Source organism: Occallatibacter savannae, assembly GCF_003131205.1.
Lineage (GTDB): Bacteria > Acidobacteriota > Terriglobia > Terriglobales > Acidobacteriaceae > Telmatobacter > Telmatobacter savannae.
Genome location: NZ_QFFY01000003.1, coordinates 678,659 through 702,828 on the forward strand (window position 1 = coordinate 678,659; position 24,170 = coordinate 702,828).

The window sequence follows — 24,170 nt, forward strand, 5'->3', positions numbered from 1 at the left end:
TGGTTGTTCACCTTGGTTTGTTGATCAGGTCCGCGGAATCGTTGAGAAGAAGCTCTCCGGGTACCACGCCGGAGCAGTCGGCGCATTGGCTACTCTGCGTGTCAGTGTCAGCAAAACTCTGTCAAAGTGAACGGCCGCTTCGCGATCGATCGTCTGCTTCAAATCGTCAGACGGATGATGGTAGCGATCATGAATCCAGTCGTTGAACGCCTTCTGCTCGGGAGACCCTGCTAGCCAACCGAACTTGAACGCAAGGGCCGGAATTCCGTATTTCACAAAGCTCGCCTGGTCCGAACGAATGAACCTGTTCTCATCCGGCTGCTTGTCAAACTGCACTTCGATGTCATTCAGTTGGGCCGCCGCTCGAACATCGTTCCCCAAAGTGGACTCACCTAGCCCTTGCACTTCCAGGAATCTCAGCGGAAACAATGGAAGATACATGTCCATGTTCAGCTCGGCGACAATGCGCGACCTCTGAACGGTCGGATAACGCGCGTAGAACTGGGATCCGAGTTCTCCCTCCTCTTCGCCGGTGAAAGCAATGAACAGGATGGATCGCTTCGGGCGCTCTCCTGCGCCCAGAGCCTTCGCGGTCTCGATGAGCGACGCAATGCCGACAGCGTTATCCATTGCGCCGTTGTAGATGTCGTCGCCATTCTCCGGTTTGCCGACTCCGAGGTGGTCCAGATGCGCGGTGAGCACAACGTATTCGCGATTCAGCTTGCGATCGCTACCCGGCAGAAGACCCACGATATTGGGAGCTTCGTACTTCGCAATTTCCTGCGTCACCGTGATTGCGCGGAGCTTCGTGGAAATCGCGAACCTAGGTAGGGGCTTAGCCTCTTTTGCCAGTGAAGCCAGCTCTTCATAACTATGAGGAGAACTGCTGAACCACACAGCTGCGTTCGCCGCTGGGACCGTCACTACAACTTGCGCACCATCGAGAGGATTGAGTGCAGAGTCGCTGAGTTGATCAATCGGACGAGGACGTGGCCCTGCGTCGGTTCGGCCATTCTGATTCACACGGGGCTCGGCAATCGTCACGATCCCAACTGCTCCCGCTGCTTTCAGCGCCTTCCAGCGGATTGCTGCAGTCCGATAATAGGCCTTGAGCGGCCCATGCACCGCCGCGGGAGCGCCCGCAAGAATGACCGCGATCTTCCCTCTCAGATCAAGCCCTTCCAGATCATTCACACCAACGCCTGGAACAACAAGTCCATGGCCTGCGAAAACGAGTGGAGCGTCAATCGCGATGGTGCCGGGCTTATTTGCACTGAGCACCGCCTCCGTCCCAATTCTCAGCTCGGCTGTCTTCCCGCTTGAATCAATGAGGCTGAGAGCTGATTTATCAGTATCGACTTGCAGGGTTTGAAATCCGACGGGCTGTCGATAACCTTCAACTCCCGCCGGCTTGAGGCCTATCGTTTTGAATTGAGTCTCAACGTACTCGGCCGCGCGGAGGTACTCGGGCGTACCGGTCTTTCGTCCTTTTAGATCGTCTCCGGCAAGCACCGTCAGATGACCAAACCAAGCGTCTTCGGCAACTTTCTCTTCCGCGGCTGCCTCCGCAGTGTCCGGGCGAATGCCGGGATTGAAGTGTGAAGGTGATCCGTGATGTTCGGCAACGGCCATGACTCCCGTGACGCAAAGGGCTGTGAGTAGCACTCCCAAAACCGGTCTGGAAATCATCGTTGTCCCTGAGCGAGCTGCTGTGTGGACTCTGGTTTCAGGTACTTATTCAGAAATGCCAGTTCGCGTTCGTACGCGTCTCGCCTGTGCTCCTTCTGCTGAAAGCCATGCCCCTCGCCCGGATACGTCGTGTAGGAGAAGTTCTTCCCGGCTTGCTCGAGCGCTGCGACGAACTCCTGCGATTCCTGCGGAGGCACTTGAGGATCCTGCTCGCCATGCAGGATCAGTAGTGGTGTCTTGATCCGGCCCACTTCAAGCAGAACATTCGCTTTTCGATAGACCGCTGGCCTCACATCGGGCGGACCGCCCATCTTGGTCTCCCACCGAATAGCCGAATTGCGATTCGTATACCGCAAGAACAACGCCCGATCAACCACACCGAACTTCTCGATACCCACCGCGAAGGTATCGGGTAGCTTCGCCACGGCATTAGCAACAACAGTGCCGCCGTGACTCCCGCCGGAAATTCCGACGCATTTCGGATCGGCAAGGCCAGCGTCGACCAGGTACTTCACTGAAGCAGCGATGTCATCGATCTCCCCGCCGCCGGAATCCTCCACATTTGCATTCCTGAATCTCTCACCGTAGCCGGTGCTACCGCGGAAGTTGGGCTCGAGCACTACATAACCCTGACCGGCAAGGAACAGCGACCAGGAAGAAGCACTGAGCGTGACCTGACCTTCTGGCCCCCCGTGAGGGAGGATGAGGGCTGGATATTGTTTGCCCGCTTGAAGCCCCGCAGGCTTATACAGGATCCCGGCGATTTGCAGGCCGTCCTTGCTCTTGTAGTGCACAACCTCAGGCACAATGCCGAGATCCGCATACGGAGATGGCTTGATCTCGCCTTCTAGCTTCGGCTCTTCGCTCACGGCTGCGTTTGCTAGATAAGTCGCAGAGTCCCCAAGAGCTGATCGCCATTGGAATCGGATGCTTTGGCTGTCCTCTGACCAGCGCGGATTGGTTTCGAATCCAGTGAGGCCCGTGAGCCGGTGTGGAGTTCCGCCTTTCGCGGACACTACCCAGAGGTGCCGCTCTTCAGGGACTCCGCGGTTTGATTCGAAGACAATCCACTTACCGTCGGGCGAATAAAGCGGCTCCTCATCCTCGCCGTCTCCGAAAGTGATCTCCGTTGGTTTGCCGCCCGCAGCAGGAATTGTCCATATCTTGTCCCAGTGGCTCTCTTGTAGAACAACAGCAAGCGTTTGGGAATCAGGAGACCACGCAGCTGTGTTGACAGCCCATGCTCCACCTGGATCGTTCTTTGCAATGTAGATGTCGATCGGTTCGCCGCCCGCCTTGCCCGAGTTCTGATCGAACGGCAGAATCTTCAGCTTCCCTGAGAAGAACTCGCGAGACCTCTCCGTATAGGAGATGCGAGTGCCATCCGGGGACCAATGCGGCCGGGGATCGAAGCGGTCCGACGAGACAGCATCGCCTTGATCCGGCGCTTTGCTCCCGATAACGTCCTTCCCGCGGTAGATCTCCGTGGCTGCAAGCTTGTTCCGTACATTGCCGTCGGAACTGATCACATACAGTTCATTGAAACCCTTCTGACCGGATTCATAGAGAATCCATCGGCCGTTCTGGTTCCATTGCGGATGATGATCTGTGGCCCCACGCGGATCTCCCGGCCCGGCTGGATCGTGCGTAAGCTCGGAGGGCTCGCCGCCTACGAGAGGCACCGTCCAGATCTGCCCGTCGCTTACATACGCGACATTTTGCTGATCCGGCGAGAGAGCAAGTTCAGATTTCGACTGGGCTGAAGATGTGAGGACTCGGTCATCGCCATCTTTTGACTTGACGGCGATCTGTTCACGCTCTACGACAACGCGGAAGCGTCCATCCCGCGACAATATTTCATTTCCGCGACGGCCGAACCCTTCGCCGCCCGTCAGCAGATCATCAATCGTCAGCTTTCGTGTCTGTGCTGACGCCAAAGTTGCGAACAGAGTTACAGGTACTACGAGCTTCCGCATGCACAATCTCCCGACAAGAGAAAGCGAGGCCCGATAGAAGCAGCCTCGCCACGTTTTTAGAAGATGAACTTCCCGTAGACGACGAGCACTCGACCCGAAACGATCGCGCCCTGCCCCGTTCCGTAGATACTCGTTGGAACACTGACGTCTGTCGTGACCGTGCCGAACGTCTGTCCCTTATTCACGTCGGCGTTCGGAAGTCCGAAGTTCGGATGATTGAAGAGGTTGTAGGCGTCGGCTCCAATCTCGAAACGGGTCTGCTCAGCCACGGCGATCTCTTTTCCGAGCTGTGCAGCAACTGAGGCAAAGCCAGGACCGCGGAAGCTGTTGGGCTTTGTATTGCCCCAATCCGACTGCGCCGCAGCGGATTTGAAATTGCTAGTACTCAAGCACGGCGTTTTGACTGCGCTTGCACCGCAATGCTTTCCTACAACGCTGGTATCCACTGCGTCCGCCAACACATTTCCGCTGAATGAGCTCGAGAAGACATTGGCGGTGCTCACGCCGCTGTTGATGACTGTGAAAGGCCGACCGCTGTAGAGGTAGACCTTGCCGCCCAACTTCCAGTCGCCGAGCAGGCGATTGGCAAAGCGGTCGCCCCTGTGAGGCGTGGAGTACACGAAGTCCGCGGTAAAGTTGTGCCTGGTGTCGAAGTTCGTAGGCCCGTAGTTCGCGTCTGTCGTTCCGGTGGGTGTCAATCCGTTAAGAGCGTATACAGTTGGGTTGTAGATCGTCCCAAGCTGCAGAGCCTTGCTCCATGTGTAGCTCGCTTCACCCTGCAGGTTGTGCGTGAGTGAATGGCGTTCCACAACAGTCAGGCCGTTGTAACGAGAGAATCCGCGATCGAAGATCTGCGTGACAGTCGAGAATCGAGGATCGGGGATCGATTTGGGAAGCCCGCCGAACCCATTCGCAGCCCAACCATTCGCCGCAGCGTCCGAAATCGATTCGTTGTATCCGTGGTTTCCTGAATAGGAGATCGAAGCCACGTCGTGAATAGATAGAGGCTGCTCGATCTCGAAGCTCCATTCAAGAACCTTGATCGTGTGGAAGCGATCAGGGTTCACGTAGAGCGTTGGAGTCGAGAAGGTGACCCCTGCCGGAACAGCTGCCTTCAGCTGGTTGAGGGTATACCCTTTGGAGAATCCGCTCTGGAATGCATTATTTGATGCAACGGCAGCGGCTTGCGATGAACCTGTATCGCCCGCCAGTCCCACCGTTCCGTTAGTCACTTTAGGTGCGAATTTATTAGGCGCATTGCCATAGACGTTCGCAGCAATGTTCGCCGCAATTGTGTTTGCAAACAGCCCAATGCCACCGCGAAGAACGGTCTTTCCCGCTCCGTGAGGAGAGAACGCTACAGCCACTCGAGGTTCGGGGATGATGCCTTCAAACTTCTTGAAGTCAGTATGACTGCCGATTTGCAACGTCGAGTTGTATGGAACGGTGCTGCCGGCCTGGTACCCGGGAGCGAGGAATGCCGTGTTCGCTCGCGAATAGCAGGTTTCTTTGCACCACGGGTTCTGCTGATACTCGAAGCGAGCACCGTACGTCACCTTTAGGTTTGGGCGAATCGACCATTCATCCTGGCCGTAGAAGCCGAGCGAGTCGACCCGAAGGTGCACAGTCGGCAAGACCGGAAATGACTGGGTAAAGCTGTTGAAGTTCTTCGCATCCGCGATGTTGCCCTGTGCGAAGTCAGCGACACTGCCGAAAGTGTACGTGCCGATGATCGATCCGCTCTGGTTGGCGGTGCTGGTGATGCGATTGTTACGGTTATTCACTCCGAACTGCAGCGTGTGCTTCCCATGGCTCCAGGAAAGATCGTCGATCACTCCCAACTGCTGTCCGCGCCGTCCCTGCGGAGCCGCTGGTCCGAGAGCCTGAAACCCTGCATCACCCGCGCCACCGTCGGTGAAACTGAAGGCGAGAGGTATAGCCTGCTGCGCAGCCTTGAAGTTGCTGGATCCGTAAAAGATCGCAGAGTAGTAGTTTCCGTTCAGCACCAGGTTGTTCACCAGGTTCGGTGTGATCGTATACGTGTGGTTCAACTGCGGAATCACCCAGGGCTGGGGGCTGATTCCATTGAACAGCGGGCTGATCGGGCTGGTGCTGCTGGCCTGCACTCCAGAGTCTCGGCTAATCCGGAAATACAGCTTCTGCTTGGAGTTGATATTCCAGTCTACCCGTCCATCGGTCAGATATTCAGTGTTCACGCTCGAGGCCGTCGAAACGAACGCGACTGCGCAAGGTACACCGCTTGCGCCACCAAACGTCGCGCCGCTCCCACCCGGAACTGCAACACCGGACAGTCCATTGTTCTTTCCGCAGCCCTGGTTGCCCGTACCGTCCTGCAACTGCCCGGATCCGTTGGTTACCGGAACAGCACGGCTAACACCGGGAGCAGCGTTATAGAGCTTGAAGAGATCCTGATAGTACGGCACAGAAGCCGCCGGGACATGCGCAAGAACGTAATTCTGCAGCTCCGGCGAAGGAATCGATACAACCTTGTTTGTCGGCAGCGAGTAGCGCAGCCCTTCGTAGTTGTAGAAGAACGTAATCTTGTCCTTCTTGATCGGTCCACCTACTGATCCGGCAAATTGATTTGCAACCGCACGGCCTCGGGGCGTATTCGAGGCATTGCTGAAGTAGTCGTTCGCATTCAGAATGTCGCCGTTGTAGTTTTCAACGAGATTGCCGTGGAATCGATTCGTGCCGGACTTGCTGATGTAGTTCACCTGCGCGCCTGCCATTCGGCCATACTGCGCGCTGTAGGCGTTGGTGATCACTGAGGCTTCAGCCACGTCATTCTGCCCGAGCGTGTTATTGCTCGATCCCGACTTGTTATTTAAGCCGAAGGGCTCAACGATGTCCGCCCCGTTGTAGGTGAACAGTACAGAGCTGAACGGCAGCCCGTTGACGTTGAAGTTGTTGTTGCCTCCTCCAACGTTGACGCGCACTCCCGGCGTTGAGAACGCCAGATTCGTGATATCTCCGCCATTTACGGGAGTGTTCTCGACGAAGTGCAGGTTGAAATCAGTCAGGTTGTTGCCGTTTTCCGTCTGTAACAGCTCGTTGCCGGCGTTAACCTCAACCGTCTGCTGCACAGCTTTCACTCCAAGAGTGACCTCGACAGTCTGCTCCTGGCCCACGAGCAGATGAATACGGACAGGCTCGGCAGCCAAACCGTTTGCTTCTGCTGTGATTTCGTAGTTGCCCGGCTTCAGGAACGGAAATCGGTATTCGCCTGCTTTGCCGCTCAGCGTTGTGGCGATGGAGTTTGTTTCAGGTTGACGGATATGCACTGTAACTTGCGGAAGCAACGCTCCGGCAGGATCCTTCACAGTTCCTACTACCGTTGCGCTGGTAAGAGTCTGGGCAAAGATGTGGCGTACTGGCACGATTAAGAGCAAAGCGATCAATAGCGTACGAAATTTGAGGCGAGTCATTCTTCCTCCGCGTGGGTCACGCTGGATGTGCGAGGTCACGAATAGGACTCCGCATCTTCGCGGTCATACGAAGGCGGAGAGTCGTCGATCAGAAAGACATCTGCACAGACACTAATGCCGGTTCAGATCTCTTCGATTACGACTGGATTGTCAGGGAAGATGCCGTTAGCGACATCGACAACAAAGGAAGGATGCGCTCGAGGTTGATCCGAGGTTTTTCGTGAAGTGGGTCAAAACGCGCATGGGTTTGGTATACCACAGATCACGTACTTGTCAAAATCTTCTCGTCTCGATGATACAAAGATGAATCGAATGCGCATGAATACCTTCAAGTCAGCTTTGAGTAGTCCGTCCGATTCGCTGATCAGCAACCTTGCCGTTGCGATTCTGTTTCTAGCCACTCATCTTGGAAGGCCGGCGCAGAATCTCGACATCCGTTCGGAGATCTGCGCAACTCGTGGCAATCCCACTTCTGCAGTCTCCACACGTGATGGCCGATTCGTATTCGTATCGGTCACAAATGTCGATCAGCCGGATTTCCCCGGCCCGGACTCAGCCGCAGGTAGTCGCACCGACGCGGTTTCAGGCATCGAGGTATTCCGCCGCGATGTTGCCACTCACAAACTGTCGCCAGTAGGGTTCGTGAAGACGGGCTCAACAGGGGCCAATGGACTCGTGCTCCTCCCGCAGGAACGAACGCTCGCTATTGGCGTTGGTGATGAGGGTGTCGCGTTCCTCGACGTTCGAGATCTGGAGCACGGAAAGGGCACGCCTCGCTTCGCACATCAGACAGCTGGAGCAGGCACGTTCGATGTGGTCGCGACCCCAGATGGAAAATATGTATTTTCGTCGAACGAGTACGGTATCGTCTCCGGGCAGCGAGGGAGCGTGGGTGTAATCTCGACAGGCATCGATCAAAAGGGCCGCGCGCGGTCTCCACATACCCTTGGCCAGATCCCGGCCGGCGATGTCGTACCGAGTCTAGCGATATCACCAGACGGAAGCCGCCTCTACGTGGCGTCTGAATTGATTCCTCAATCTCAATCATTTGCGATTGCGGGATCGAACAACCCTGTGCTCTCAAAGAATGATCGTGTGCAGAAACAAGGTTCACCGGCACGCCCGAATGGATACATTAGCGTCGTTGACGTCCAGCGAGCCATCGCGATCAAGCCGGATGCGATCCTGGCGCGCGTTGCGGCCGGTTGTTCGCCGGTGCGGATCGTCGAGGCAGCTGACGCATCGCGGCTCTATGTTTCTGCACGTGGAGACAATTCCATCCTGGAGTTCGACCCTCATCGTCTGGAGAACGATCCAGAACATTCGCTGCTGCATTCATTCGCTTCAGGGGGAACCGCACCGGTCGGAATGCGGCTTTTCATGAGTGATCGATACCTGGCCGTTGCAAATTCGAATCGGTTCGCAGAAGGCAACGGGAATCTTGCGATCCACAAGCTGGAAGGCAACCCCGATCCGGAACCACATCGAATCTCTGCCGGAGGATTCCCGCGGAATCTGAGTCTTTCCGCCGATGGCTCGACACTCTACCTGACGAACTACAAATCACGAACTCTCCAAGCCCTGGAGTTGAATCACTGAGGACGCCGTGTGAAATCCGAGTAGCAGCGCCACCCGGGAAAGAATGTTTTCGGTTGGACTCGAACGAGATCCTCAAGCGTCGTGATACTTTGTAGGAATGATGACCCTACCCATCAGCCTTCCTTCCAGCGGATGCCCGGTGGCTCGTCTCCTTCCTTGTCGATGTTGCTAATCCAACTCTTCTGACACATACCAAGCCATGCTCCTGATGCAGTGTCTTCACGCTCTACTCTGCGCATTTGGCAAAGGAGCAAGTCGCTGATAGTTGAGCCAGGACCACTGCGTCCGGCTTTTGCATCTTCCCGTCGCATTGCTGTGACGCCGGAATAACCCGCCTATTCCATGGCGGCATGGAACTCGTACGAGGAGAGAAATGGAATATCGCACGCGAATTGCCGGCCTTTTGCTTATATTGTCTGCTGTAGCATCGTCGTTGTCTTTAAGCCAGACCAGAGAGCCGTCCGGAACCATAACAGCGGAAGATTTGGAATCAGTCCATGACATCATCTCTCCGGTTCTGTCTCCAGATGGGTCCAGGTTTGCTTTCACCAGATCCGGACAGATCTTCCTGTTCCCGGCTACTGGAGGTTGGCCGGTAAGGCTCACATCTGACCCAGCCAGCAAGTCTGAAATTGCATGGTCGCCTGACTCCCGAACTCTCGCATACGTGGCTGGTGGCTCGATCTGGGTAGTTTCCGCCGATGGGGGTCAACCCAAAAGGCTCACGGATGGCGCGCCGGGACCTGGCGATCCCCGAGTCAATCGCGATCACACTCCGAAGTGGAACCCAAAGAGCAACTGGATTCTCTTCCAGTCAGGACGAAGCGGCCAAAACGAACTTTGGGTAGTGAGTTCCGATGGCAAGTACAAGAACTATCTCGCCACTACTGAGCGTTATCTCGGCCCTGAACACCTCGGCGACCAGCCCACAACTGATGGCGATGGCTTGGCTGGTGGACTGTTCTTCCCCGACCCCGCGTGGTCTCCGGATGGAACTCAGCTCACCTTCACCGAACGTTCGCGCGAATTCTTCTCGGGCAAACTTGAGCTGCTTGCATTTGATTTAGCCACGGGTCGGTCCCCTTCACCGCCTCGCGAACTCTACACTGCCAAACCGGATAACGGTGGCGCCTGGGCGATCGACAAAGTGACTTGGTCTCCGGACGGAAAGACGCTTGCGTTCACACTTCAGGACACTGGCTGGGACAAGGTTTACCTTCTGAGTGTGAATGGCGGTGTTCCACGGCAGCTCACCTTTGGAGAATCTGAAGACGCGAATCCGATCTTTTCTCCTGACGGCAAAGCGATTCTCATCCAGTCCAATCGAGACGCACCCGAAGAGCGCCATCTCTGGATCGTGCCTCTCGATGGGGCTGCTCCTCCGCATCGAGTGACGAACTTCTCTCGCTCAATTGAATCTGCGCCTCAATGGTCGCGCGATGGAAAGCAGATCTACTTCTTGCATTCTGCTCCGTTTCACTCGCCCGATCTCTACGTCGCATCGACAGAGACAACCGACACACCGCGAGCACTCACGCACACGCTGCCCCAGAACTTTGCAGCTCTCCAATGGAAAACCCCCGAACTTGTTCACTTCAAAGCGAAGGATGGGCTGACTCTTTCCGGCGTACTCTACTTCCCCCCTGGATATATACCAGGTCGGCGGTATCCGGCTGTCCTCTGGGTACACGGTGGTCCGGAAGGACAGGACTTGCTTGGCTTTTCGCCCTTATCGCTTTACTTCGCTCAAGACGGGTATGTCGTCTTCCATCCAAACTACCGAGGCGGGATCGGATATGGTGAACGATTCCGAAATCTCAACGTAGGTGACTCCGGCGGGGGCGAAGTGCAGGACGTTGGGGACGCGGTGCGCTATCTGATCGATCGCGGTATTGCCGATCCCAAGAGGATCGCGATCGGCGGCACGAGCCACGGAGCAACCATGGTGCACTATGCCGTAACAAAACTGCCAGAGCTATGGGCGGCGGGAATCTCTTTTGGCGGCGCAGTCAATCGCGCTACGTTTCTCGAGCGCACCAATCGGAATTCCGAAATCCGGTGGGAGATCAAGATGGGCGGTACCCCTGACGAGAAACCTGAAGCGTATCGTCAGACCGACATCATTCCGGACGTTCCGAAGATTAAAGCTCCATTGCTGATTCAGTATGGTCAAGCCGATCCGCAACTTCCACCCTATGAGTCGGAACAACTCATCACTGCGCTGAAAAAGAGCAACAAGCCCTATCTCGCGTACTCCTACCCTGGAGAATTTCATGAGTTCTCGAAGCCGGAAGACCGGATCGATGTCTGGATTCATCAGCGTCTTTTTCTTCGCCGCTTTTTGCACCTGCGTCGAGCGCGTCATCGAATTCAGCCATTGATTGAGCAAATCCGCGAGAGATCGATGCCCAGACGGTTTGCTTGCGGCAGCAATGTCCAACGAGGAGAGACATCCATGTGCGACACGTATAGCCACAACAGCGACGACCTCCGGTTTGATTCGAGCGAGCGGATCGTGAAGAACAGCGAAGTCGACCAACAATGGGCAGACTGGCTCGCTCCTACTCGACGATCGTTCCTCTTCGGAGCGGGTGCAGCCGCTGTTGGACTCACACTCGGCGATGAAGCTCAAGCAGAAGCCCGAGAGGACGCAGACCAACATGTGGCTGGACCAGCTGCTGCGTTTCTCGCGCTGAATGGTCCCATCAAGCCATATGTCTCTGCGGACCACGGACCCAGCGAGTGGGGATATGAAACGCTGAAGCAGCCCACGGCTCAACCCAGGGGCTTATGGCCCGGTACTGAAAACGGGCTGCCCGCAAAGCCGCGTGCTTACACGGACATCAAGAGCTATCACGCGCACTTCTACTTCGACTACGACACCTATGAGAAAGCGGCACTGATCCGTCGCTGGGCTGGGGAGCGCTTCCCCGTCGAGTTGGGCGACTGGAACCTGCAGCCTCGCGGACCACACGTCACGCCGTCGTTCTATTTCGGATTCACCAATGATCTTCTTCCAGTGATTGTTCCATGGGTGCAGCTCAACAGCCTGGGCCTCACGATCCTATTGCATCCCAACACTGATGATCCTCGAGCCGATCACCTTTACTACACACTGTGGGTAAACCGCTCGCAGCCTGTGAACGCTTACGGGATGAAGGCACCGCGCGACGAACGAGGGAAAGCAATTGTCGAAAAGATTCTTCCGAACGTGACTCCCTCCATCAAGCTCGAGCTCTCTTGAGTAAAGCTTCGATCATTGTCAATCGTTCGGACGGTTAACCAAGCCTTGCGTTCACAGGAGCAATTCAGATGTCCGCCACTTCGCAGGAACAAGCTACATCAGAACTCATCTCGCGAGAGTATGCATCTTCAGCACGGGATCTCAGAACGACCTCTGAACTGGAAGAGATTGTGGCCCAAGTCGCAGCGACGGATCAATGGGCAGATCGCGTGCGTTTCCGCGGCGACCGGCGCTGGTATGAGCGGATTCATCACGCACCAGATCATGACATCTGGATCATCAGCTGGTTGCCGGGGCAGTCGACCGGGTTCCACGATCATGGTGGCTCCATCGGCGCGTTCGCAGTAGCCTCCGGCGTCCTGCAGGAGATCCGGGCGGACGGATCCTGCCATGTTGCAGAAAGAGGCAAAGCCTTCTCATTTGGTCCGGACTATGCACACGATGTTCGGAACGACTCGAGTGCGCTCGCGGTCAGCATTCACGCCTATTCGCCGCCGCTAAATGAAATGAATGAATACGAGCTCGACAATGGATATCTGGTTCTGCGAAACACCACATCTCAGGATCGGGAACAAACGATCGTTCCGGACCCATTCACGCAGGGCAAGAAGACAACTCAACGTGTGGACGAATCCAATGTGAGCCGCCTCGTGGCAAGTGCGCGTTCCCGTCTGCACCGAGTATCTGCGCGCGAAGCCTGCAATGCGGTCTCGGCCGATCAAAACATAGTGCTTGTTGATATCCGCCCGAGCAGTCAGCGGGCCGAGGAAGGCACGATACCTGGTGCGCTCATTGTTGAGCGAAACGTACTTGAATGGCGCTTCGATCCAACCTCCAGCGCTCGTTTGCCAGTCGCGAGTAGCCCCGACTTACGCGTGATTGTTTTCTGTTCGGAAGGCTATGCGTCCAGTTTCGCTGCTGCCGGATTGCAGGAAATTGGGCTTTGGAGGGCGACGGACATCGTTGGTGGATTTCGCGCTTGGGAAGCAGAGGGACTGCCCACGAATCCACCCGAGCGGTTCTGACGCACTCCCGAGTGAATGTCCGCACAGTATAAGACTTGTGCTGCGGTTTCAACGGACCTGGAGCTTTTCCCCGGGTGTTCAAGGAGATCTCCTACATCATGCCGCAATTGTCGAATTCGCTAACTCGGATTGAGAGAGGGGTCTCGAGAGTGGTCGAAAGAGCTCGAAACCGACACGTCGAGGAAGATCAGAACCCAAAGCTTCGTAGGCATTACAGAGCCCGTTTCTGGTTAGCTCGATTCGCGCTCGTTCCTCTAATCGGGCTCGGTACTGTCTTCGCAGAACAGCCTGGCAAGGCCCTTATCGTAGTCGCGCATCCAGACGACGAGTACTACTGCGCATCCACCGTCTACAAAATGGCTGTGCAACTCGGCGGAACCGTAGACGAACTGATCATCACGAACGGCGAAGGCGGTTATCGCTATTCAACCCTCGCCGCGGCCTACTATAAGAAGCCGTTGACGAATGAGGTCGTCGGGCGGAGAGAATTGCCGGCGATTCGCAGACAAGAGGCAATCAATGCCGGCAAGGTGCTTGGGATACGATCGCACTACTTTCTCGATCAGGTCGATCAGCACTTCACCACAGACGAGAGGGATGGGGCCAAGTACGGCTGGAAGTCTGACTTGATCTCCTCACGCATTCGAGCACTGATCAGGCAAGAGAAGTATAGGTACGTCTTCGCGTTGCTTCCGCGTGCCACATCCCACGGGTACCATCAGGCTGCTACGGCCCTGGCGGCTTCGGCAATCCAGGCTTTGCCTCCCATTCTTCGGCCAGTCTTGCTTGGATTCGATACGAATCCGGCGCGCTTCGAACCACTGCCGACAGAACTGTTCCCGCAGACATGGCAACTCGACTATCGCTTCGCATTCGACAGAACTACCAAGTTCGGTTTCCGTGATGCGTTGTCATACCAAATCGTTGTGGATTGGATGATCGCCGAGCACAAATCACAGGGCTTGTTGCAGACAATGGACCGCAGAGACCCGAAAGAATACATCTGGGTAGATCTTTCGAGTAGCCCCCAGGCTCAGAAATCAGCCGACTCACTCTTCCGCCTTCTTGGTCAGGACGTCACACACAATGACAAATAGGCAGTTCAATCAGTCGACTGAGGCTCCCGGTTCCGCACCGGACCTGCCATGGGTACATTGTGCGCTCGTGGCGCGAGATATGCGTCTGTCGGGGATCTCCTATGCTGAGGCCCTTCGCGCATTTCAGAGGCGCTACATCATCGAAGTCTTGGCAGCTGAAGGTTTCCACCTTGGAAGAACATCGCGGCAGCTGGGAGTTCATCCCAATACACTTACGCGAACCACCCACGATCTGCGAATCAATGTCGGGGAAATCCGCAAAAATCGGCCTGAGGTCATACGAGCCCTATTAACCGCCTAACCACTTCAATTCCATTGGGTTGGGATGAAACACATTCGCTTCATCAACAATCACTAGTGCTGGTCATCTACGGGTCCTCGGAAAGACGTGATATGCTCTACGACATGAGTTTTGGCTCCCAGAAGAGCGTCGTTTGTTGTCTCGCCTGCTGTATGTGCTGCGAGCACGTGTCTTCTGGTATGAGGGGATTGCGAAGCCAATAGGCTGAAATCAATCGAGTCTCAACGGACCCACCGCCAGAAGATGCACTGGCAGGTGGGTTTTCTATTTTGGGCCAAAGAAGGAGAAATGCGAAGTGAGCGTTCCTGAGATTCAAGCTGAAGAACTAAAGACCCTACTCGACCACGGCGATAAGCTGTTTCTGCTCGATGTCCGAGACGAATACGAATATGAGATCTCCAATATAGGCGGTCACCTGATTCCGTTGCCGGAGCTTCCGAAGCGCCTCAATGAACTGAACTCACGGCACGAGATCGTAACGGTGTGCAAGATGGGCTCGCGAGGAGTCAAGGCAGCGGAATTACTTCAAGAGCGGGGCTTCAAGCGAGTCCGAAACCTTAGAGGTGGGATTCATGCTTGGTCCGAGCGTGTTGATCGCGCAGTTCGCAAGTATTGACCCGACTTCTCCCGCTCCACTCGGCGCCTCCGAACTGCGACAGCGGCCAGGATTGAGCATTGTTGATGCCCTGGCCACTTCTCCGATGTAAAATCGCTGCATTCTTCGGCAAATAGCAAGGAGTTCTCTGTGCCTGAAACTACGCGTACATCTCTCAGCGAACAATCGGCTTATCAACTTGCAAACGTAACCAAGACTGCTCCTATATATAGTGCGGTTACGCCGCGGTGGGTCGTGCGGCTTCTGGATTGGAAGCCCCTCGAGGCCGGTATCTTCCGCAGAAATCGCGTTGTCGATGAGAAACCCATTGAGGTTGCTTGCAGCCACATTCAAGAAGCAGAGATCCCTGGAACATACGCCGAGTACGAAGAGAATCCGCGCGAATACATTCTGAGCAGTATCAATGCTGTCGTTAACGTCGACACGCGCATCGGAGACCTGTTCAGCAAACCGTACGACCAGATCCGGGAGCAGCTGCGAGTCACAATCGAAGCAGTGAAGGAGCGACAGGAAAACGAACTCCTCAACAATGCCGACTATGGCCTTTTGAATAACGTCGTAGACTCGCAGCGCATCGCCACACGAAAAGGCTCTCCGACACCCGACGATCTCGACGAGTTGTTGACGAAGGTTTGGAAGGAGCCATCATTCTTCCTTGCCAACCCGCGTACGATCGCCGCCTTCGGCCGTGAGTGCACGCGCCGCGGCGTGCCTCCGCCCACAGTCACTCTGTTCGGTAATCCCTTCCTTACGTGGCGCGGGATTCCCCTCATCCCGACCGACAAGATTCGGGTAGCCGGCAAGATTCCGAAGTCAAAGATACTTCTGGTCCGTGTCGGCGAGCGCAAGCAAGGCGTCATTGGGTTGTTCCAGCCCGGGCTCGCAGGCGAACAGAGCCCAGGTCTATCGGTGCGATTCAAGGGAATCAGCGACAACGGGCTGTCGTCCTATTTGATTTCGCTCTACTGCTCTGCTTCTGTTCTCGCTGACGATGCCATAGCGGTTCTCGATGATGTCGAGGTTGGGCACTACCATGAGTACACCAAGTAGTCCGGGAGATCTGCCCGGCAACCCGACGACTGGGAAATTGAACACCGGTGGCGACGACGCCCTCGCGTCTCTATCGGGAGCGCTCGTAAGCCCGGAAGTACTCGCGCGCATGGCCAACGAGTTGTTCAATGCATTGCCGGCCGGCGCTGAAGAATTTCCCGACGAGATCCGAAACCCAACGCAGGGCGCCAACCCACTCCAGTCTCAACCCTCATCGGTTCCAGCATTCCCCCCTGAGGTTTCGCTACCTTCAGATCCCCATCTTCCTGGAATGCCAGCGAGTGCCGGGCCAGCTACAATTGCGCCGATCACAACTCAGATCCAGATGTCGCCACCTGCACTGCCGGGTGCAGCAGCATCGACAATCCCAACCGGAGTTTCAGGACCGTTCTCTTTTCTCGACGAGATCCGACCAGCCTTCGGATTCGATCCAACACTAGGTCCGACCGCCTACCCCGACTCGAGACCCGATTCCGAGTTTGCGTCCGATTGGCAAGCATCTCACCCTCCGAGTAACAATGAGCAGCCAACATCAACGACGTCGAGTTTCAACAGTCCTCCCTCGCCGACAGTTCCAAGTTCCCTAGGGCATGTGGATTCGTCAGCAGTTCCTGCGTTCTCATTCATGGAGGAGGCCCGACCGCTATTCTCTACAACACCATCCATTCCAGGTCCAGTCCCCGCGGGTCTCGACCCTGGCCTTCTCAGGCTTTCGGACGGAACTCGCTCAGACGAAAACCTCCACTCATCTCCTGCAAACCCATTCGGGTTCCCTCAGGAACCCCGCTCCATAACGCCGGAGAGCTTGGAAAGTCGAGACGCTGCTGGCATAGAACCGAATGTTCCTGCGGAGAGAGATCTCTCTTCATTTCCTTTCGACGCCGCGGCTCTCAAGCGAGACTTCCCGATTCTTCACGAGCGTGTTCACGGGCGCCCGCTCGTATGGCTCGATAACGCCGCCACAACTCAGAAGCCGCAGAGTGTTCTTGACCGGCTTACCTACTATTACGAGCACGAAAACTCTAACGTCCATAGAGCTGCCCACGAATTAGCGGCGCGAGCAACGGACGCCTACGAGTCAGCCAGGGAGAAGGTGCGGCGGTTCCTGAATGCATCGTCCTCTCGTGAGATTGTTTTCGTTCGCGGCGCAACGGAAGGAATCAATCTTGTTGCGCAGAGCTGGGGTCGTCAGAACATTCAGAAAGACGATGAGATTGTAATCACCTGGCTTGAGCACCACGCCAACATCGTTCCGTGGCAGATGCTGTGCTCAGAAAAGGGCGCACACCTTCGCGTAGTACCGGTGGACTCCACCGGACAAGTCCTCCTGGACGAGTACGAAAAGCTTCTGGGACCCAAGACGCGCCTCGTTGCATTTTCGCAAGTCTCAAATGCCCTCGGAGTCGTGACGCCCGCAAACGCAATCATCGATGCTGCTCATCGACACGGCGCCAAGGTCCTGCTCGATGGAGCACAGTCCGTATCGCACATGCGGACCGATGTTCAATCGCTCGATTGCGACTTCTTCGTCTTCTCAGGGCATAAGGTGTTCGCGCCTACGGGCATCGGCGTTGTTTACGCCAAGCCCGAGATACTCGAACATATGCCACCGTGGCAGGGTGGCGGCAACATGATCCAAGACGTCACCTTCGAGAAGACCATATACCAGCCCGCACCGCAACGCTTCGAAGCCGGCACCGGCAATATCGCAGACGCCGTTGGGCTCGGCGCTGCGATCGATTATCTTGACCGCGTCGGAATGGAGAACATCTCCCGCCATGAACATACGTTGCTTGTCTACGCAACAGAGTCGCTCCTGCAGATTCCTGGCCTGCGAATCATCGGTACAGCAAAGGAAAAGGCTGGCGTGATCTCGTTCGTGATGGACGGATTCCGCACCGAAGAGATCGGCGACTACCTCAATCATAATGGGATTGCAGTCCGTTCAGGGCATCATTGCGCCCAACCAATCCTCCGCCGCTTCGGACTGGAAAGCACGGCGCGAGCTTCGCTAGCCCTCTACAACACTCTCGACGACATCGATGCCTTAGTTCGAGCGCTCTGGAATCTGCGGCAGGGACGAACATCGATCGAGTGAACGAGCAGCTAAGTGAAGTCGGATCTGCTTCGAGTTCGCTTTCGACTCCCACACTTCGAGCCAGGTTATTGCGATTGCAACAAAGCAGTGATACAAAAGGAAGACGCGAGATATGATCCACTCTCTCCAAGCCGGCCGACCTTCTTCCAGCCGTACCCTCGCTGCCTGTTGTTGTCAGTAGCTTTCTCTTCTCCGCTCCATTCCTGAAATCCCCAATCCATAGCCCAATACACGGAGGCACGCCCATGTCCGTTACACGCCCCTCATCCAGGCAACAGATCTCCATAGACACCTGGGCGGTGGTCCTCGCACTGCTTTTAGCCCTTCTTGTTCGCGTTGGAATCCTCAAAGCGGTGCCCTGGTAACCACCTGAAAGGAGCCTTCAATGGCAGACTCAGTCGCACTTTCCGAACCTCGCTCGATCTCACTGCAGGGCCGGGCATTTGCACTTGTGCCGGGTATTCTTTTGCTCGCGGCCGTTGGGTATGCGGGGAAGTTTATCGAGCGGTTTATCGCGCAGTACGGCAAAGCACATCATCTCGTCCTGCCGAACATCGAGTACGTGCTCTGGGCAATCCTCATTGGCCTTCTGATCTCGAACGTCATAGGTCTCCCAACTCTGTTTCGAGCCGGAGTGGCCACGTACGAGTTCTGGCTGAAAGTGGGTATCGTTCTTCTCGGCGCTCGCTTCCTGCTCGGTGACGTACTCCGTCTGGGCGGTCTCTCGCTCGCATTGGTGTTCATCGAGATTGCATTGTCGCTGACGTTCATGACTCTTCTGGGGCGGGCATTCGAACTACGTCCCAAGCTAACAACGCTACTAGCGGTTGGATCATCGATCTGCGGCGTCTCGGCAATCATCGCTACACAAGGGGCGATTGATGCCGACGAAGAGGATTCTTCCTACGCAATCGCAGCCATTCTCGCACTCGGCGCTATCTCATTGTTCCTCTTCCCACTCATCGGGCACACGCTTCACCTGAGTGATCGTGGCTATGGTCTGTGGGCAGGGCTCGCTGTCGATAACACCGCTGAAGCTTCCGCAGCTGGAGCCCTCAATTCCGATGCGGCAGGAAAGGTCGCGGTGTTGGCTAAGACATGCCGCAATGCAATGATTGGATTCGTGGTCCTCGGATACGCGATCTACTAGGCTTCTCGCGGGCAGGCTGCTCAGGTCAAGAACAAGGGCGCATTTTTGTGGGCCAAGTTCCCAAAGTTTGTGCTTGGCTTTCTCTTGATCTCCCTCCTTGCGTCTATTGGCTTCTTCACGAAGTCTCAGACTGCCGCCCTGGGAAATCTCTCCCGTTGGGCATTTCTCCTGACCTTCGCAGGCGTCGGACTTCGAACCAATCTGCGCGATCTAGGCAAGCAGGGGGTGCGCCCGTTCCTGGTAGGAGCTATCGGAGAGATCGCGATCGCGGTGATTACGCTTGCTCTGGTTTACGGAGCGAGCCGGTTCGCAAGTCTGTAGCAGAGGTTTGCTAAATAGATGGGCTACACTCACCAAGTGACTAGCTGCTGGTCTAAAGCAACTGCGTTGCGGGTTCGATCCCCCCAGTTCTGCCCTACTTGATTCTTGGATGGGCGTGCCTGCGACCATGAATGTTTATCTACGCCGCAGGCAGGCGATCTCTATATTTACTAGAATAAAGTCTAGTTTACTGGTAGACTTTATTCCAGTCGTTTCTTCCCCAACTCTAGCCGCCATATGACTGCAGATCCAGAGTTGACTTTCTGAGAATATGAGGATCTCCCAAAAAGGCCTTTACGCGCTGCAAGCTCTTACAGTACTGGCAAAGCATTATCCCGACGATGTTGTCAAAACTCGCGACATCGCCAAGGAGGAACAACTCCCTGAGAAGTTTCTGGAGGCAATTCTGCGAGATCTCAAACGCGCTCGTTTTGTGAACAGCATTCGTGGTGCTGGAGGCGGCTACCAGCTCAAACGAGCGCCTGAGAAGATCTTTTTGGGTGAAGTGATCCGCCGTATCGACGGACCGCTGGCCCCCTTTGAGGACGCTGAATCGCTCCGCAAACGAGTCAAATCCGGCGACAGACAGCGCGCCCTTTTTCGAGTTCTTCTTGACGTCCGAGACGCCGCGGCACGGATTCTGGACGGCACTTCCCTTGCTGATATTTGCCGCTAGTTTTCCTTTCGAGCTGAATCCACTCGTCGCTCAAATCTGACCGTATCCGCATCGCGAACTCGGCAGAACTCGTGCACCATCTCGGGGCACTGCATACTTCGGAGGCATGTAAATGAAAGTGTTGCGAAAGATCTTATTGCTGGTCTCACTGCTTGTATTTGGGATCAGTCCGGCACCCGGTCATTCCCAGATCGTCGGCGCAACCGTCACTGGCACGGTACACGACACCTCCGGCGCCGCACTGAGCGACGCGACGGTCACTGTTCGGCAGTCCGAAACCGGCCTCACCCGCAAGGTGACCACGGATGCTCAAGGGCGCTTCTTCGCTCCGTCCGTGCCGATCGGCCCTTACACCATTACTGCCGAGCATGACGGGTTCGCGGCCACTGAGCAAACCGCTACTCTCGTTCTCGGCCAGAGTCTCCAAATCAACCTTGTTCTCGGCGTCGCATCGGTGCAGCAGGTTGTCGAGGTCACCGCAGACTCCGCTGCTGTCAACACCACCACACAGCAGACTGCGGGTCTGGTCGACGAGCGGCAGGTCAAAGAACTTCCGCTCAACGGCCGAAGCTACGACGGCTTAATGACGCTGAACCCCGGAACCGTCAACTACACAAGCCAGCGCGCCGGCGGCGTAGGAACCTCGAACTCGTCTGTAGGTAACATGTTCTCTGTCTCCGGCCGTCGCCCGCAAGACAATCTCTTTCTTCTCAATGGAATTGAATACACCGGAGCGTCGCTCACCAACGTCACTCCCGGCGGGACGAGCGGGCAGTTACTGGGTGTTGATGCCGTGCGCGAGTTCAATGTAGTCACGGACACCTACGGCGCTGCCTATGGAAAGCGTGCCGGCGCCCAAGTCAGCATCGTGACGACAAGTGGGACCAATCAGTTCCATGGCACAGCCTTCGAGTTCATCCGCAATAGCACGCTAGATGCCCGCAACTATTTCGATCACGGTTCGATTCCGCCCTTTCAACGTAATCAGTTTGGCGGATCTTTGGGTGGGCCGCTGATCAAGAATAAACTGCTGCTCTTCGGGAATTACGAGGGGTTCCGCCAGGCATGGGGCCTTAGCGCCGTTACGCTTGTTCCTGACGCCAAGGCACGCCAGGGCTATTTGCCTGACTCCTCGGGTAATGAAAAGTTCGTCGGCGTCGACCCATCGGTTGTCCCCTTGCTCGCTTTGTGGCCTGAAGCAAACGGCCCTGAACTTGGCGGTGGCATTGCGCTCGCATACAGCAATCCGAAACAACATATCCGCGAAGACTTCGGCACTACCCGACTCGACTACAACCTCGGGGCGAAGGACCTCCTGTTCGCCGTCTACACTGTCGATGACAGCACCGCCGACACCCCAACCCAGAACCCCCTTAGCCGAATCAATGAGAGCCTGCGTGCACAGGTCGCGAGCATCCAGGAACAGCACGTCTTCACTTCAACTCTTTTGAACACCGCTCGCTTCGGCTTTTCGCGTGCGAAATTCTCCTTCTTTGGCTTCCCCACCGTTGAGCTCCCAGGATGGGTGGCCGGTAGAGGCATCGGTGCTGTCGTGATCGGTGGAAGCACAGCCTCCAATGGCGCCTCAACGCTCACCCAAGCCGGCGCCAACGTTGGCAACAACAATGCGCAAGCGCGCAACCTTCTTACTCTTGACGATCACGTGTATTGGTCGCACGGCCGGCAGCAGATTGAAATCGGCGGATGGCTGCAGCGGATTCAATCGAACAGCTTGCTCGCCCAGTACCAGAACGGCCAGGCCTCGTTCAGCGACCTCCCGTCCTTTCTCAAGGGCAAGATCAAGACCTTCACCGTTGTGCCGCAGGCTACGGAGATGGCATGGCGCGTACTTGAAGGCGCTGCCTTCGTAGATGACACCATCAAGGTGACTCCCAGGCTCGAAGTACGGGCCGGCTTCCGCTTCGAATCGACCAACGGCTGGAACGAAGCTCTTGGCAGGGCGTCGAACTATAAGTTCGTCGACGGCGTAATCCAGACCACGCCGTTCGTCGGCAACTCGCCTCTCACGACGAACAACGCGAAGTTCCTCCCTGAGCCTCGTCTTGGTTTTGCGTGGGATGTTTGGGGTAACGGGAAAACCGCCGTACGTGGCGGGGCCGGCATCTACCGCAGCCTTCTCGACACGATCGACTATCGCACGGATTCAACTGAGCCATTCAACACGATCTACACGCTCAAGAACGCAAAGGTATCCTGCCTGAAAATCACGCCGGGGCAGGCCTTCCCCTCTTGCGCCACTGCGAACGTTTCTCCCAGCAACATCCAGTCGGACGCAAAGACTCCGACCGTGATTCAGTGGAGCCTGCGTGTTGAACAGCAAGTCGCTCCTCAGACCGCGCTCACGTTCGGTTATCTCGGATCGCATAGCTATCATCAGATCCTTTCTGAAGATGCCAACGAGCCGGTGCCCACATTCCTCGGGGACGGCTCAGCCTATTACCCGACCGGATCGGTCAACTCTAATCCAGCTCTGGCTAACACCACGACCTGGGTTTCCAGTGGAATCGGAATGTATAACGCCTTCACTGCAGACCTGAAGCGCTCCTTCGCCAAGGGGGTGCAGTTCCGCGCAAACTACACCTTCGCCAAGAATCTCGACAATGGAACGGCCTGGAACACCAGTGTCAGTGTCAACGCGCCCGGCTACGTAATGTTCCCGCTTCGGCCTAAGCTCGACTGGGGACCAGCCGCAACGGATATCCGCCACCTCTTCGTATTCAATGGAACCTGGGAGTTGCCCTTCGGACCGAAGCGCCGTTTCCTCAAAAATGGCCCGAAGGCGGCAAATGCCTTGCTCGCCAACTGGGCAGTCAGCGGCATTTTCAATACCATGACCGGTTTCCCCTTCACCCCTCAACTCGGTTACAACCCAACGGGGAATGGCGACACACGCAACCCTGTGCGGCCTAACTGGAACCCCAACTTCCAAGGCAAACTCTATCCGCACGGGGTAGGAAAATGGTTCGATCCCACGGCCTTCGCTCCTCCTGCCACCGGCACATACGGCAACGTCTCGCGTAATTCTCTCATCGGGCCGGGAAGCTCCGAACTCGACTTCTCTGCCGCAAAAACGGCACACCTGACCGAGCACCTGGGCCTGCAGTTCAGGGCCGAGTTCTTCAACATCCTGAATCACACAAATCTGTCTACGCCAAACCCCGTGGTGTACGCCACCGCCCCAACCGACACTCCATTCACACTGGACGTGTCCCCCACGGGCGGGGTGATCACAGCAACTGCAACAACTTCGCGGCAGATCCAGTTTGGAGCCAAGCTGCAGTTCTAGTCATCGAGGAGGCGAAAAGGCCGAGTCAAGTTGGCAATTCGTCTCCTCTGGTTCGTGTTCGCTACTTTTATGGTTGCAAATTGCACAGCTGTCCAACGCGTAGCTGCGCTTTGCATTCGAGTAATCTAGTACTGCGTCAATTGAAGCTTGTGAGCGATCGATGAAAATCTTCCACAATCATATTTAAGCTTCTTGGATGTTGGCTCGCGACCCCCTTCTCCTGCGGTTCGGGACTTGGATGATGATAAGTCTTCTTGTATGTAGTTCTGCGGCGGCGCACAGCCGGAAAGCTCAGCGCCATCGGCATTCTAACCTTAGTGGTCTGAGGGGTTGACGATCAGCTGTTACCGGTGGCTATGGCCGTGACTATGCCGCAAACTTCCGTAGCAAAACTCTTGATCCTTGCAGACAGCGGCCATGCCCTGTCACTCGAGAAGCCGGATGATTTCGTCGCTGCTCTGGAAGACTTCCTCCGCTGAGCGCGCCACACGAACGTTCGTCTTGTCGGATCGCCTTCATTAGTCCAATGCATGTCCGCAACCAACCGAACCTCTGAGCTTTTCCGTGCGTCG

13 protein-coding genes and 1 pseudogene are annotated in these 24,170 nt (G+C 56.0%); 11 read left to right on the forward strand and 3 right to left on the reverse strand.

The annotated features are described in order from the left end of the window. Positions 1–24: 24 nt before the first annotated feature. Genes DHV10_RS14545 through DHV10_RS14555 form a run of 3 tightly spaced genes read right to left on the reverse strand, consistent with a single transcriptional unit; the run spans position 25 to position 7,114 of the window. Positions 25–1,689 (reverse strand): M28 family peptidase, encoded by a 1,665-nt coding sequence (locus tag DHV10_RS14545; RefSeq protein WP_239461689.1) that lies wholly within the window; start codon positions 1,687–1,689, stop codon positions 25–27. Continuing rightward, complete coding sequence (locus DHV10_RS14550) at positions 1,686–3,665, reverse strand: S9 family peptidase (RefSeq protein ID WP_109487070.1); 1,980 nt, start codon at positions 3,663–3,665, stop codon at positions 1,686–1,688. The genes DHV10_RS14545 and DHV10_RS14550 overlap by 4 nt, the downstream gene beginning before the upstream one ends. Before the next feature lie 56 nt (positions 3,666–3,721). Next, entirely contained in the window at positions 3,722–7,114 is a 3,393-nt protein-coding gene (locus DHV10_RS14555; protein WP_109487071.1) for a TonB-dependent receptor, read from the reverse strand. Between the two features lie 303 nt (positions 7,115–7,417). Here DHV10_RS14555 and DHV10_RS14560 point away from each other — a divergent pair, with 303 nt between their 5' ends. The 11 genes and pseudogenes from DHV10_RS14560 (at position 7,418) to DHV10_RS14610 (ending at position 23,598) form a co-directional block, all read left to right on the forward strand. After that, positions 7,418–8,713, forward strand: coding sequence for a lactonase family protein (locus DHV10_RS14560; protein ID WP_162601546.1), 1,296 nt, complete (start codon positions 7,418–7,420; stop codon positions 8,711–8,713). A gap of 847 nt (positions 8,714–9,560) precedes the next feature. Continuing rightward, the gene (locus tag DHV10_RS14565; RefSeq protein ID WP_239461692.1) at positions 9,561–11,957 is read left to right on the forward strand and encodes a DOPA 4,5-dioxygenase family protein; all 2,397 of its coding nucleotides are present in this window, start codon (positions 9,561–9,563) and stop codon (positions 11,955–11,957) included. 68 nt (positions 11,958–12,025) lie between these two features. After that, positions 12,026–12,982 (forward strand): rhodanese-like domain-containing protein, encoded by a 957-nt coding sequence (locus tag DHV10_RS14570; RefSeq protein WP_109487074.1) that lies wholly within the window; start codon positions 12,026–12,028, stop codon positions 12,980–12,982. A 149-nt stretch (positions 12,983–13,131) separates the two neighbouring features. Next, a complete protein-coding gene (locus DHV10_RS14575; RefSeq protein WP_162601548.1) occupies positions 13,132–14,079 on the forward strand; it encodes a PIG-L family deacetylase in 948 nt (315 codons plus the stop codon). A 79-nt stretch (positions 14,080–14,158) separates the two neighbouring features. Beyond that, positions 14,159–14,380 (forward strand): helix-turn-helix domain-containing protein, encoded by a 222-nt coding sequence (locus DHV10_RS28295; protein WP_420818751.1) that lies wholly within the window; start codon positions 14,159–14,161, stop codon positions 14,378–14,380. 295 nt (positions 14,381–14,675) lie between these two features. Further along, positions 14,676–14,996: a rhodanese-like domain-containing protein gene (locus tag DHV10_RS14585; protein WP_109487077.1), complete on the forward strand. Its 321-nt coding sequence runs from the start codon at positions 14,676–14,678 to the stop codon at positions 14,994–14,996. Between the two features lie 129 nt (positions 14,997–15,125). Further along, a complete protein-coding gene (locus DHV10_RS14590) occupies positions 15,126–16,046 on the forward strand; it encodes a family 2A encapsulin nanocompartment shell protein (protein ID WP_109487078.1) in 921 nt (306 codons plus the stop codon). After that, positions 16,030–18,144, forward strand: coding sequence for a family 2A encapsulin nanocompartment cargo protein cysteine desulfurase (locus DHV10_RS28005; RefSeq protein WP_109487079.1), 2,115 nt, complete (start codon positions 16,030–16,032; stop codon positions 18,142–18,144). Before DHV10_RS14590 ends, DHV10_RS28005 begins: the two co-directional genes overlap by 17 nt. Positions 18,145–18,529: 385 nt before the next feature. After that, positions 18,530–19,615 (forward strand): annotated as a pseudogene (locus tag DHV10_RS14600) (YeiH family protein). A gap of 271 nt (positions 19,616–19,886) precedes the next feature. Continuing rightward, a complete protein-coding gene (locus tag DHV10_RS14605) occupies positions 19,887–20,291 on the forward strand; it encodes an RrF2 family transcriptional regulator (protein ID WP_109487080.1) in 405 nt (134 codons plus the stop codon). A gap of 112 nt (positions 20,292–20,403) precedes the next feature. Continuing rightward, on the forward strand, positions 20,404–23,598 hold the full coding sequence (locus DHV10_RS14610) for a carboxypeptidase-like regulatory domain-containing protein (protein ID WP_109487081.1): 3,195 nt from the start codon (positions 20,404–20,406) through the stop codon (positions 23,596–23,598). The last annotated feature ends 572 nt before the right edge of the window (positions 23,599–24,170 follow it).